We start from the raw sequence: 12,518 nt of genomic DNA on the forward strand, positions 1-12,518 counted from the left end.
GTTGATCTACCCCTACCCGCTCAAGACTTCTGGAACATGGCGAGCATGCGCCGTGTCACGAGAAAGCCGCCGACGATATTGACCGTCGCAACCAGTACGGACAGTGCGGCGAGGATCACCACGAGCCAGTTACCCGACCCGACCTGCAGGAGTGCACCGAGAATGACGATGCCGGAAATGGCATTGGTCACGGCCATCAACGGCGTGTGCAGCGAATGCGAGACATTCCAGATGACTTGGAAACCGATGAAGCAGGACAACACGAAGACCACGAAGTGGCTCATGAAACTGGCCGGAGCAACCGCACCGACCAGCAAAAGCAGCCCCGTCCCCACCGCCAGCAACAGGCCCTGGTTTCTGGTCTGCGCCTTGAATGCGGCCAGCTCCTGCGCCTTCTTTTCCTCAGCCGTCGGCTCCTTGGCCTTGGCTCTGGGTTTGGCCGCCGCAATGGCCTGCACCTTCGGCGGTGGTGGCGGGAAGGTAATCTCGCCCTCATAGGCAACCGTCGCACCCCGGATGACATCATCTTCCATATTGTGGACGAGCTTGCCATCCTTGCCGGGTGTCAGGTCGGCAATCATGTGGCGGATATTGGTCGCATAAAGCGTGGATGCCTGCGCGGCCATGCGGCTTGGAAAATCAGTATAGCCAATGACGACGACGCCGTTATCGGAAACGATCCGCTGGTCGGCAACGGTCAGATCGCAATTGCCTCCGCGCTCAGCGGCGAGATCGATGATGACGGAACCCAGCTTCATCATCGCAACCATGTCGGAAAGCCAAAGCTTCGGCGCATCCCGGCCAGGGATCAGCGCCGTAGTAATGACGATATCGATCTGCGGTGCCAGTTCGCGGAACTTTGCCAGCTGCTTCTCGCGAAACTCGGGCGAAGACGGCGCGGCATAGCCACCAGTGGCGGCACCATCCTGATGCTGGTCGCTGAAATCGAGATAGACGAATTCCGCCCCCATGCTTTCAATCTGCTCGGCGACTTCCGGGCGGACATCGAAGGCATAGGTCACAGCACCCAGCGACGTCGCCGTACCAATGGCTGCAAGACCTGCGACACCGGCGCCAATCACCAGCACCTTGGCCGGCGGCACCTTGCCCGCAGCCGTCACCTGCCCGGTGAAGAACCGTCCAAAATTGTTACCGGCTTCGATCACCGCGCGGTAACCGGCAATGTTGGCCATGGAGGAGAGCGCATCCATTTTCTGGGCGCGGGAAATGCGCGGCACCATATCCATGGCGATGACATTGGCGCCTGTACCTTTGGCCTGCTCCAGCAAATCCTTGTTCTGGCCGGGATAGAAGAACGAGATCAACGTTTTTCCGGCCTGCAAACGTTCAAGCTCCGCCTGTTCAGGTGGGCGAACCTTGGTAATGACGTCGGCTTGCGCAAACAGCTGATCGGCACTCTCGACCACCGTCACACCGGCCGCGCGATAGGTCTCATCGGAAAAACCCGCATCCACTCCAGCCCCGGTCTCGACAAGACACTCATGTCCCAGTTTCTGTAACTGCAAAGCACTTTCAGGTGTCAGTGCGCAACGGGCCTCTCCCGGATATCGTTCTTTCGGCGATCCAATTTTCATGTCAAAGCCTTAGTAAGATGCCGCCCTGCTCCGCAAAGGAAGCAAACTGGCCAAATGAATACTGATTTGGCAATGAACCTCGTCTTTTTAAAAGCGTCAACTACAGCTGCGGGGCATAGGCGTCGCAAGCGTGCGTTATTTTTACGCAGCTGGAGATCAAGACCTGAAGTCCAGGCGTTTCGACGGTGAGGTCTACCAGATTTTGCTTTGGTGCATGAACACCGTTACATGTGCGAGGCAACGGCAGTGCTCACTATGGGTGATGAGTCATTTCGTCATCCTGAGTGCGCGAGGATGGGAGGACTATTGCATGAAGATTACCGCAATCGAGACCTTGCGGACGGAGGAGTTTGCGAATGTGTTATGGGTGCGGCTCCACACCGACGCCGGGCATATCGGGCTTGGAGAAACCTTTTACGGCGCTGGGTCAGTAGAAGCGCATATTCACGATATCCTCGCCAGTCGTCTGCTCGGCAAGGACCCGTTGCGCATAGAAGCGCTTTCTCGAGAGCTTGTGAATTTGCCGATGGCGCAAGCCTCTACCGGGGCGGAATACCGCGCAGCGTCCGCAATCGATCTCGCGTTGTGGGACATTTTCGGAAAGGTCTGCGACCAGCCTGTGCATCAGATGCTTGGCGGCCTGTGTCATGACCGTATTCCCGTTTACAACACTTGCGCCGGCTATGGCTATGTACGCTCCAACAAGATCAAGCCTGTCGATACGTGGAATTTTCGCGATGACCCGGAAGGTCCCTATGAAGACCTCAGGGGGTTCATGACCGACGCAGGCGCGCTTGCCGAAAATCTGCTCGAGCAGGGTATTTCCGCGATGAAGATTTGGCCGTTCGACCCGGCTGCCATTGAAAATGACGGTCGCTACATCACCGCCGAGCAATTGCGGATGGCCATCAAGCCCTTCGAGCAAATCCGCAAACGGGTGGGCGATCAAATGCGTGTCATGGTCGAGTTTCACAGCCTCTGGAACCTGCCGACGATCAAGAGGATCGCGCGCGAGTTGGAGGCATTCGACCCCACTTGGTACGAAGATCCGATACGGATGAACTCCGTCTCGGCCCTGTCCGAACTCGCCGCGTCCACCAGCGTGCCGATCTGCGCATCCGAAACTCTGGGCTCTCGCTTTCCCTACAAGGACATGCTGGAAGCCGGTGCCATCGGCATTGTCATGACCGATCTGGTGTGGACAGGCGGTTTGACAGAAGGCCGCAAGATCGCCTCGCTCGCCGATACCTACCACCGCCCCTATGCCCCGCATGATTGCACGGGGCCGGTTGCCTATGCAGCGGCGGTCCACTCGTCGTTCTCTCAGACCAACACAATGATTCAGGAATCTGTGCGGGCTTTCTATACGGGATGGTATAGCGAGCTGGTGACGAACGTCCCAGTGATCGAAAATGGCTATGTCCTGCCGATGGAAGGACCGGGACTTGGCACGGAATTGCTGCCACAGCTATTCGAACGCCCGGACCTGACGGTTCGCCGCAGTTCGCTTTGAGGAGGATACTATGAACACCCCTGGAATTTTCGATCTTTCCGGAAAGACCGCCTTGGTCACCGGCTCGTCTCGCGGGCTTGGGAGAGCCATGGCGGAAGGACTTGCCAATGCCGGTGCAAGCATTCTCGTCAACGGAACAGATGCGGTGCGCGTGGCCGAAACCGTTGCTTGGTTCAAAGACGCGGGCCATTCTGCAGACGCTGCGGCTTTTGACGTGACCTCAGAAGCATCCATCCTCGAAGCCTTCGCACGCTTTGATGCAGATGGGATCAACATCGACATTCTCGTCAACAATGCCGGCATCCAGTTTCGCAAACCCATGATCGAGCTGGAGACGGCTGACTGGCAGCGGGTGATCGACACCAATCTGACCAGTGCTTTCGTGATTGGTCGGGAAGCAGCGAAACGGATGATCCCTCGCGGTTACGGCAAGATCGTCAATATCGGCTCCCTGACAAGCGAACTCGCCCGCGCAACCGTGGCGCCATATACCGTTGCCAAGGGCGGCATCAAAATGCTGACCCGCGCCATGGCCGCCGAATGGGCGCAACACGGCATTCAGTCGAACGCAATCGGCCCCGGTTACATGCTGACGGACATGAACCAGGCGCTCATCGACAATCCGGAATTCGATGCCTGGGTAAAGGCACGCACACCGTCGAAGCGCTGGGGCAAGCCGGAGGAACTGATCGGGACAGCCGTCTTTCTGGCGTCTTCAGCATCCGACTACATCAATGGCCAGATCATCTATGTCGATGGCGGCATGCTCGCTGTTCTCTAAGCGGTTTGCAAAACACGTCGAGAAGAGGAATATGCGAGGCGTCGTTATCGACGCCTTGAGCCGCTGTCATCCTTTACCGGGTGGCCGGCTCAGGCTGCCGCTTGGGCTGGCGGTATGGTCTCGGAGGCGTCGCGCCTGCAATCGACTTGTAGATTTCAGCCGTCCTCAGGCCAATCGTCCGCCAATCGTATTTTGACATGATGCGCGAGCCGTTCAGGCGAGATGCGCGGGTAGCGGATTTGTTTTCCATTTTGGTTTGCAGCGAGTTCGACAAAGCGTGGATGTTGCCGAGCGGGAAGTATGAGGCGTCATCCAGAGCCAGCGCAAGATTGGCTTCAATGTCACTGGCCAGAACCGGCAGCCCATGCGCCATGGCTTCGAGAAGTGCAATCGGCATGCCTTCATGGCTCGAAGGCAGAACAAAAAGCCCGGCATTTGCGAACAGACTGGCGAGTTTACGACCTGACTGAACGCCCGTGAGAACGACATTCGGATTGTCGTTTGCCCGCGCCTTAAGCTCCGTCACATAGCCGCTTTCCAGATCGCCGCCACCGACGAGAACGAGCTTTGTGCCTTTAAGATTCGTGCGGGCAAAGGCTTCGACCAGATCGAGCTGGCGTTTTTCGGCGACCAAGCGGGCAACGAGCAGGATGTAGCGTCCTTTTTCCAGGCCGAATTCACTCAGAACGCTATCTTCCAGATTGCGCGTATCGACTTTCACGCCGTTGGGAATGAAATGCACAGGTGCCTGAAAATCCTTCTGCATCCTGTCTGCAATATGTTTGGCAATAGCGATACGCGCATGCGAGAAGCGCATTCCGGCCCATTCGCCAAGCTGCAAGACCCGCTTTTCAAACGAATTCCATTTCTCGCGGTCATAGTCATAACCATGATGAGTAAAGACCACGCGCAGGCCCAGTATGCGCGCCAGCGGCGCTACCAGAGACGGCCCGACTGCGTGAATGTGGACGATATCCGGGTGCAGAAACCGTGCTTTCACCAAGGCAAGGGCGGTATGAAAAATCGCCTCGAACCGGGTGCTGCGTGGTGCCCATAATGGATGAACGGTGATGCCGCGCCAGATGTAAGGCTTGGTGTCGGCTACATAGTTTTTGCGGGCAAAGACATGCACGTCCGCACCCAGATCGACAAGGTTGGAAACCAGCTGCTCGACATGGGTTTCGACCCCGCCCTGCACGTTCGGTATGCCGCGCAAACCGATCATGCAGATGCGCATTTGATCGAGCATCCGCTTATCTTCATCCCGGCGATCAGCGGTCTCTTCCACCTCAAGTGCAGGCTGATCGTCTTGCGTGTGACCGTAATCCATAACCCGCTCCTAATTACATTAGAACATTAGGATATAATAACTTAAAATGAGGATTAGGCTAGTGGGGTCGCAACATCACCCTTCTGAACTCACCGACATAGTAAACGGCGTGGCTGTGGAAACCCGTCTTCTAGACGGCTATCTTCGACTCAGTATTATCCTCACGCCTAATAAACCTATACCCAAGGTTGATCATTGGCTTCTCCAAATACTCGTAGACGAAGACTGAGATAAGGATGGTGAGGACGAGGCTGGTAATCCCTATGGGTAGGTCCGCCCATGTGCCCGTGAGCGGCAGGAACGCAAAAACCAGAAGTGCCGCGATGCCGTGGAACAGATAGATCGAATAGCTGAGCGCGCCGAGCCATGAGAGCAGTGGGTGGTTTGGCATTCCCGTTTTGACCGAAAACACGAAGACACAAAGTGCGGCGACATAGCTGATCAGGATCGGAACGGACCCGACCAGAAAGAAACCATCCTGCCGCGACAGGGAGAATTCCCCGATTGTCAGAAGAATAATGGCCTGCGTGAGCAGCACGCCTATTGCGCCGAACTTAGCACCCGCAAGCCTGTCGATCAGCGTCATCCGCAGCAGCAAGCCGAGATAGAGAAAGGAAACGTGCAGGCTGATATATTGAACGGGCAGCGATATCCCGTAGGATCGCAACAGAATGGGAATGGCGGTGGCCAGCGCGAGCAATATGGCGAAGAGCGCAATAATCGCGGGCCGGTAAAGCGCGCCCAATGCAAAAAGGCCTGCGGACAGGGCGTAAAATACCAGTTCGATGGTGAGGGTCCAGTAAGCGCCGGACATCCATGGCTGGCGGAATGAAGCTGGCAGCATCGTCATATTCGCCAGAAATGTGGGCAGCGAAAGCGTTTGGCCGTGGAAGAGTGACGCAGCCGCCAGGCAGAAAAGCGCCAGCCACATGGCGGGAAAAAGCCGGACAAATCTCGATATTGCAAAGCGATGTAGCGGATAACTTCCCTTGATGCTGAAGGGAACGACGAACCCGCTGATGAGAAAGAACAGGACCACGCCAAACCGACCGGCATCGAAATATGAGACGCTGGACGAGGCAACATGGACCGCGACACCCTGCTGATCCGTTGCCTCCCGAATGATGTCGCCGAAGAAGTGCTGAACCACCACTGCAAGGGCGGCAATTGCACGAAGGGCATCAATGTTTTCATATCGGTTCGCCGGTCTTCGAGCAGTGCCTTGATCGAGAACGACCGTGACCGGCACTGCCGACCCGCTGTGTGTAACGTCTGAAGACTGCATCGAACCACACCTCTCCGCTGTATCGGACCGCGCACTGGATTGGATCCGGCATTTGCAGATTTAGTGTATTGCAGTAAATTCTAAAATAACTAATTCCCCTCTACGATTGCATGGATGTTGACGCGGCCCTTGAATATCGGCGCGTAAATATCTGAAATGCCGACGAACCGGCTGAATTCAACATTGCACGGGTCTGGAAATGCCAATTTTCTTACGGAATTTTCTGTTCAAAATTTTCGGCGCTATGATCCTGTTCAGCGTCTGGGCCAAGCATCGCTTGATGGGGTATCGCAAGCCCAACACAGTATCTGCAGACGACCGCGATGCCCGGATCGACTATGTCCATGATGTCATGCAATCATGGCTCAGGTTTTTGCCTGCGGATGTTTCGGTCAGAGACCGTGCGGTACTAGAGCTTGGGCCGGGATCTTCGCTGGCGACGGGCGGGCTTTTGCTTGCCCATGGCGCGAAGTCCTATACGGCAGTGGATGCCTTCAGGCTGGCGGCGGGCGAGACCGGAGACTTCAGGCGCGATGCAATTGCGCGTTTCAATGGCACGATGCAGCCTGATGACATCAAAGCTGCCAATGCCGTGCTGGACGATTTTTCTCCGCTCTTTCAATATCATGTGGATGCCAGCTTTGACATTCCGGCCATCTGCAAAGGGCAGACATTCGATCTCATCCTCAGTTGCGCCGCCTTCGAGCATTTCGACGCCATCGAGACGACCATAGATGGCCTGACCAAGGTCGCAAAAAGCGGCTGCGTCAGCCTGCACATCGTCGATCTTCAGACACACACCAACGCTATCCGCCAACATGATCCCAACAACATCTATCGTTTTTCCGACTGGTTCTATACGCTGCTCGCCTTTCCCGGCCAACCGAACCGCAAACGTCCGATCGACTATGTCAGGGCATTCGAGCGAAATGGATGGGTGGATATCGAGGTGATTGCAGCAAAATCGATCCCAGAAGATCAGCGCAAAATGCTGACGGCTGGCCTTGCAAATCGGTTTCGTTCGCCGGACATGGACATGCACATGCTGGATGCCGTCATCATCAGCCGGTATCCTTGAAGCCTCAAGGCCGAACGCCGAGTTCGCGGTAGAGCGTCGTCGTGCGATCCAGATAGGCAGCCTGCGAAAAATCCTGCTGCACCCAGGCACGACCGCGAGCGCCCATGTCCCGGCGCGCGCTTTCTGACATATCGCTCATGGAGGTCAGCGCCCGAGCCAGATCCTGCGGATCGGATGGCTGTGCAATCAGGCCGGTCTCACCGTCCCTGATCAATTCCGGAATACCGCCAATATTGGTGCCGATGACAGGGCGACCAAGGGCATAGGCTTCAAGCAGGCTCACAGGCGCGTTTTCATACCACTCGGATGGCAGCACAAGAGCCTTAGCGCCAGCAATCGTTTCATGCAGCGCCCGTCCCGTCATATAGCCCAGAAACTCCACCTCCGCACTGGCCTCCTGCGCCAATGCACGAAGTGCTGCCTCGTCTGGCCCTGTACCTGCGATGCGAAGACGTTGTCCAGAGAGACCCGCCGCCTTGATCAGCGTCGCGATGCCCTTTTCAGGTGCCAACCGCCCGGCAAACAGGAAATAGTTGCCTTCATCGACCGAAACTGGATGGTCGGTGATCGACTGATCCACGAAGTTTGGAATGTGGACAAGCTGCTCGCTGGGCCAACCCCATTCCATGAGTTTGGCCTGATAGAACCGGCTGGGGACGATGATCTTGTCCAAATGGTTGCGATAGAGGCCGAGCGTGCGGTGAACCGCCGTCTCCACCATCACAAGGCCGCTCAGCGCCACGGATTCCTTCATGCAGCGATTGACGAGCACGTTGTATATTTTGCCGCCCTTGCATTTCTCACAGATGCCCTGCGGCGACAGCATCTTGTAGGCCGGACAGGCCAGCTTCAGGTCATGCGCCGTTAGAACCGTCGGTATTCCCCTTTTCTTCAGAAGCGGAAAAATCGAAGGGGAAATATGGTGATAGACATTGTGGGCATGGGCGACATCTGGGCGCACCGCATCGATCAGACGGTTCAAATGGGCGCGCGCTTTTCTTGAATAAATGACCTCCAGACTATGCTCGACCTTGGTCATCAAGCCGCTTTGGCGACCGAACTCGATCTCGGGAATGAAATAGGATGACCAATCCGAACTCAGATTGTTGGGATGCTGCATGGAAAACGGCACCGCCTGCCAGCCTGCACGCTCGAACATATCCATCTGGTCGAGAAAGATCGCCTCTGCGCCGCCACGGCGGTAGAAGTAGTTGTTGATTGCAAGCAGCGTCCCTGCCATCCTCCGGCGTTCCTATTCTGCAATGTGCTGAAGGGCGTCACGCACGGGCAAGACAAGACAGCCCTTTGAGACGGCGTAATCAACGAGCGTGGCGAAGGTTTCAGGCCGACAGCCATAGGGGGTCGGCGTTTCGCTCACATCATGCGTGAAGAAAATCAGCCAGCCCGGCTGCGCAACCACGGTATCGATCTGACTGGTCAGAGCCAGAGCATCGCTTTCCGGCTGTCTTATCTCCATGCCCCAGAGATAGGAGCGATTGACCACGCCGCGATTGATACGATCTCCACCAGCGCGCGCTGTCGTATAGCGCTTCGCAAAGGCCTGCCGATGGCGAAGGGAGCCTTGATTATAGGGATAGGCAAAGTTTCGTCTCCCGATGTTGGGATCGAAGCTGTCCAGCATGTTCCTGTTGCGGTCGAGATCGCGTTCCAGCGCCGCGCTCGACAGGGTACGCACTGCCCTGTGCGCGAAGGTGTGACATCCAATTTCGTGACCGGCATCCGCAAGCAGCTTGCAGCCTTCAACCGAGATCAGTTCGCGGTCCGGCTCCTTGTTGCCTAGGAGACCACCCGCGATGTAAAACGTTCCCTTGACGCCATGTTCGTCAAGAATACGCGCGCCTGCGGAATGCGCTGTTTCGGGCACATCGTCGAAGGTGAAGGACACGATAGGACGCGTGCACATCACGTTCAATGTGGAAACGGGAAAGGCGCGGACGGCCCGCTCCGCGACGCGATCCCGCACATACTGCAGCTTCGAAAATGCCTTAGACAGCAACAGCATGTTTCCCCTCCCACTCGGCTTTCCGCTCTTCCACAAGGTTCATGCGCGACTGCATTTCCAGCCCGAAAATGGAAACCAGCAGGAAAAAGCAGATTGGGCTGCCGCTTTGAAAGAATATGACTTCGAGACAACCGGCATAAATGACGTAGAGCCACACACGCATGAACAAGCGCGACAGCGCGGGGCTATTCGGAGCTGGCCCAAGCCGCCCCACCGCGCGCAGAGGCACGAAAATCACCAATGCGACGGTCAGGAGAAACCCCGGAATTCCAGTCGTCAGCAGGGCATCGACATAGGCGTTATGCCCGTTGAATGCCTTCACCGCCCATGTTTCCAGACCGGCAGAACTCTGCGTGATATCAGAGGTTTGCCAGAAGCCTTGGAACCCGTAGCCAAGAATGGGCGACTGGGTGATGGCGTCAAAGGCGATCTTCCAGATGTCGGTTCTGTTGGTGAAAGTGGGATCGACGCCGAGTGCCGCGATCAATCCGCGAAAGCCTTCGGACTGTGCAGCGCCGAGAGCCAGGAGATTGAATGCCAGAATACCGCCGACAGCAATGGGCCATCTGGTCCAGCGGAATTTCTCGAAGACCCATTGCAGACCAAGGATCAGCGGCAGCATGGCGGTCGAGGATTTACCGCCCGTCTGAATGAGGAAGAAGACGGACAGGACGATGACCGCGAGCCCGCTCTTTTTGTAACCGACACTGCGAAAATAGAGCCCGAAGAACGCGGCCACCAGCATGACGGCGGCAGCCAGATTTTTGTGGGAATATTGCCCTCTCCAGAAGCCCGCATTCATGGGCTCAATCAACTCGTCCGCCTGATGGATGGACAGCCGTGGCAGAAAAATCACGCCAAAATAGGCCATTCCAAGCGTAATGGCCGTTCCGATCAACATCAGCCGTGCGAACTGCTGTTCGGAACGCGGAAGCAGCAGGAACATTCCCGCATTGGCGCAAGTCAATATGGCAAGGATCGTTCTTTTGATCCCATCGACCGGATAATGCGAAAGAGCAGACGAGATCAGGAACCATGAAAACAGGGCAATAACGAGCCATTGCGGCTGGCATATTCGCGACCGCAGGGGGTGGGTGAGCGCGGCATAGACCGTCAGCAACGTCAAAACGAGAAAGGTCAGCTGGTTGATGAGATTGGAGCCGCCGGTGGCATCCGACCCGCTTGCCTCGACGCTGACGAGATCAACAAAGGGATTGGTGGTGATCCAGAAAAACAGGAAGAGGCCCATGAAGACCAGCGTTCTGATCCTGGCTTGAAGCCCCGTTCCGTCCACCCCCAACGCCGCCGCTTTCTGCATCAGCTTACTCGCTCAAAACGCCAATTGTTCTGTTTGAAAACGATGAAGAGACGTGTTGCCAGAACGGCGATGACGCCGAGGATCAGGCCAGCGAGAACGCCACCAATGGCAAGAAGCAATGTTGGCGGTGGCCAGCTGCGCTTTTCCGGTGGCACGGGTTCTGTGACGATACGCAGGTTTGAGACGCTGATCTGCTGCTGCTCGCTGGTTTCCCCAACGCGTTTCAGGAACGTATCGTAAAGTGCGGATTTTGCCTGGCTGTTGCGCTCCAGCTCCTGCAACTGAACCTGCGCGCTGTCATCGGTGGAGACTCGTTTCTGCGCTTCTTCAAGCTGGGTGCGCAGCGTCGCAACGGAGTTTTCCGCCTGGTTGAGATCGACTTGAATGGTCTGTAGCGACCTCTCCGTCTCCCGCGCCATTTCAGCCCTTAGCGTACCGAGCTGTGCACGCGCGCTGACAAGCCTTGGATAACGTGTGCCGTAAGTCAGCGCCAGTTCCTCATATTGCTGCTTCAGCACGCTATATTGCGACCGCAGTGCAATCAGCGTCGGCGAATCCAGCGTGTCGGAAGGCGCCACGCCATCGGCGGCCGGTTGGCTGAGACGGCGGTAACGTGACTGAACGTCTGACAGCCGCGACGACGCCTCGTTCAAAAGCGTGTTCAGTTGCGAGACGCTCTGAATATTAACGGAGCCAGTGCCGCCGAGATTTTGAAGATTGTTATCCTGACGGAACTGCACGACGGCATTTGCCGCCTGCGTTGCCGCCTGCCTCAACTCCTCAAGCCGGTTGGAAAGAGCCTGGCTTGCATTTTTGGCAAGGTCGGTCTGTGTTGCCTCCAACTCTTCACGGAAAGACTGGGCCAGTGTTGAGAGCACACTGACCGACCTGCCGGAATCTCGGGTCCAGAGGCTGATGGAGACCAGATAAGTGCCGCCCTGTCGCGCGACCTTGATGCGCTTGGCAAGGTTACGCATGGCAACGACCACGCCATCATCTGCGGGGGCTGGGCTTGCCGGTTTAAGCCAACTGAACAGCCCTTCCTCGGTATCGACGGCGGAATTGAATTCAGGCAATTGCTGAAGATTCTCGCGCTCGACGGTCCGACGCAGGACATTGCCGGAGGTGATCAGCAGCAGCTTGCTCGAAATATCCAGAATTTGCGCGTCGCTTTGAATATTGGGTGTCGTCAGTTCATTCGGCACCACCTGACCCGTGGGTGGCGGCAAAAGAATGTCCATGCTGGATGTGTAGCGCGGCTTCACCGCCATTCCAAAACCAACCGCAATCACACCACCAAGAAGTGCAAAAATAACGATAAACAGCAGGCCACGCCGGAGCCATATCAGCAGTTTTGCAGGCGTTATCAAGGGTTCGGCAGTGGTCGAACCGCGTGGGTGAACGCTTACGCGAGGCGCTGAATCGTCAAAAACGGGTTTCGCCCGCTTTTCGGCTGGGTACTCGTACATGCGCTACCGTAACCCCTATATCAATCAAAACGAAACGTTTTTAGTATATACGATCTTACTAAATCACATAGTCCGCTGATAAATAGTTTACAGCACGTCTATTTTTGCGGCATGGAGATGAACCGT

At 56.4% G+C, this 12,518-nt stretch carries 10 protein-coding genes; 3 read left to right on the top strand and 7 right to left on the bottom strand.

Going from position 1 to position 12,518, the window contains the following annotated elements:
- Positions 1-20 precede the first annotated feature (20 nt).
- Complete coding sequence (locus ABUK73_RS13250; RefSeq protein WP_353577692.1) at positions 21-1,595, bottom strand: Re/Si-specific NAD(P)(+) transhydrogenase subunit alpha; 1,575 nt, start codon at positions 1,593-1,595, stop codon at positions 21-23.
- Between the two features lie 310 nt (positions 1,596-1,905).
- Here ABUK73_RS13250 and ABUK73_RS13255 point away from each other — a divergent pair, with 310 nt between their 5' ends.
- Positions 1,906-3,108 (top strand): mandelate racemase/muconate lactonizing enzyme family protein, encoded by a 1,203-nt coding sequence (locus tag ABUK73_RS13255; RefSeq protein ID WP_353577693.1) that lies wholly within the window; start codon positions 1,906-1,908, stop codon positions 3,106-3,108.
- A gap of 10 nt (positions 3,109-3,118) precedes the next feature.
- Positions 3,119-3,889 carry an SDR family oxidoreductase gene (locus ABUK73_RS13260; protein WP_353577694.1) on the top strand — a complete coding sequence of 257 codons (771 nt, stop codon included), beginning with the start codon at positions 3,119-3,121 and terminating at the stop codon, positions 3,887-3,889.
- Positions 3,890-3,962: 73 nt separating this feature from the next.
- On the opposite strand, the gene ABUK73_RS13265 is transcribed toward ABUK73_RS13260, so the two are convergent.
- Positions 3,963-5,219 (bottom strand): glycosyltransferase family 4 protein, encoded by a 1,257-nt coding sequence (locus tag ABUK73_RS13265; protein WP_353577695.1) that lies wholly within the window; start codon positions 5,217-5,219, stop codon positions 3,963-3,965.
- A 130-nt stretch (positions 5,220-5,349) separates the two neighbouring features.
- Positions 5,350-6,504 (bottom strand): acyltransferase family protein, encoded by a 1,155-nt coding sequence (locus tag ABUK73_RS13270; RefSeq protein WP_353577696.1) that lies wholly within the window; start codon positions 6,502-6,504, stop codon positions 5,350-5,352.
- A 199-nt stretch (positions 6,505-6,703) separates the two neighbouring features.
- On the opposite strand from ABUK73_RS13270, the gene ABUK73_RS13275 reads away from it, so the two are divergent.
- A complete protein-coding gene (locus ABUK73_RS13275; protein ID WP_353577697.1) occupies positions 6,704-7,582 on the top strand; it encodes a class I SAM-dependent methyltransferase in 879 nt (292 codons plus the stop codon).
- Positions 7,583-7,586: 4 nt separating this feature from the next.
- On the opposite strand, the gene ABUK73_RS13280 is transcribed toward ABUK73_RS13275, so the two are convergent.
- From ABUK73_RS13280 to ABUK73_RS13295, 4 genes are read right to left on the bottom strand one after another with little or no spacing between them, the layout of a single operon-like run.
- Positions 7,587-8,822, bottom strand: coding sequence for a glycosyltransferase family 4 protein (locus tag ABUK73_RS13280; protein ID WP_353577698.1), 1,236 nt, complete (start codon positions 8,820-8,822; stop codon positions 7,587-7,589).
- Positions 8,823-8,834: 12 nt separating this feature from the next.
- A complete protein-coding gene (locus ABUK73_RS13285) occupies positions 8,835-9,605 on the bottom strand; it encodes a polysaccharide deacetylase family protein (protein ID WP_353577699.1) in 771 nt (256 codons plus the stop codon).
- On the bottom strand, positions 9,589-10,923 hold the full coding sequence (locus tag ABUK73_RS13290; RefSeq protein ID WP_353577700.1) for an O-antigen ligase family protein: 1,335 nt from the start codon (positions 10,921-10,923) through the stop codon (positions 9,589-9,591). Before ABUK73_RS13290 ends, ABUK73_RS13285 begins: the two co-directional genes overlap by 17 nt.
- Complete coding sequence (locus ABUK73_RS13295; RefSeq protein WP_353577701.1) at positions 10,923-12,392, bottom strand: GumC family protein; 1,470 nt, start codon at positions 12,390-12,392, stop codon at positions 10,923-10,925. The genes ABUK73_RS13290 and ABUK73_RS13295 overlap by 1 nt, the downstream gene beginning before the upstream one ends.
- Between the last annotated feature and the right edge of the window lie 126 nt (positions 12,393-12,518).

Source organism: Agrobacterium vacciniicorymbosi (assembly GCF_040427045.1).
In the GTDB taxonomy this organism is placed as follows: domain Bacteria; phylum Pseudomonadota; class Alphaproteobacteria; order Rhizobiales; family Rhizobiaceae; genus Agrobacterium.

Coding starts and splice junctions, on each gene's coding strand:
- ABUK73_RS13260 (WP_353577694.1), top strand. CDS start 3,119: ATGAACACCCCTGGAATTTTCGATCTTTCCGGAAAGACCGCCTTGGTC.
- ABUK73_RS13290 (WP_353577700.1), bottom strand. CDS start 10,923: ATGCAGAAAGCGGCGGCGTTGGGGGTGGACGGAACGGGGCTTCAAGCC.
- ABUK73_RS13280 (WP_353577698.1), bottom strand. CDS start 8,822: ATGGCAGGGACGCTGCTTGCAATCAACAACTACTTCTACCGCCGTGGC.
- ABUK73_RS13265 (WP_353577695.1), bottom strand. CDS start 5,219: ATGGATTACGGTCACACGCAAGACGATCAGCCTGCACTTGAGGTGGAA.
- ABUK73_RS13275 (WP_353577697.1), top strand. CDS start 6,704: ATGCCAATTTTCTTACGGAATTTTCTGTTCAAAATTTTCGGCGCTATG.
- ABUK73_RS13270 (WP_353577696.1), bottom strand. CDS start 6,504: ATGCAGTCTTCAGACGTTACACACAGCGGGTCGGCAGTGCCGGTCACG.
- ABUK73_RS13250 (WP_353577692.1), bottom strand. CDS start 1,595: ATGAAAATTGGATCGCCGAAAGAACGATATCCGGGAGAGGCCCGTTGC.
- ABUK73_RS13285 (WP_353577699.1), bottom strand. CDS start 9,605: ATGCTGTTGCTGTCTAAGGCATTTTCGAAGCTGCAGTATGTGCGGGAT.
- ABUK73_RS13295 (WP_353577701.1), bottom strand. CDS start 12,392: ATGTACGAGTACCCAGCCGAAAAGCGGGCGAAACCCGTTTTTGACGAT.
- ABUK73_RS13255 (WP_353577693.1), top strand. CDS start 1,906: ATGAAGATTACCGCAATCGAGACCTTGCGGACGGAGGAGTTTGCGAAT.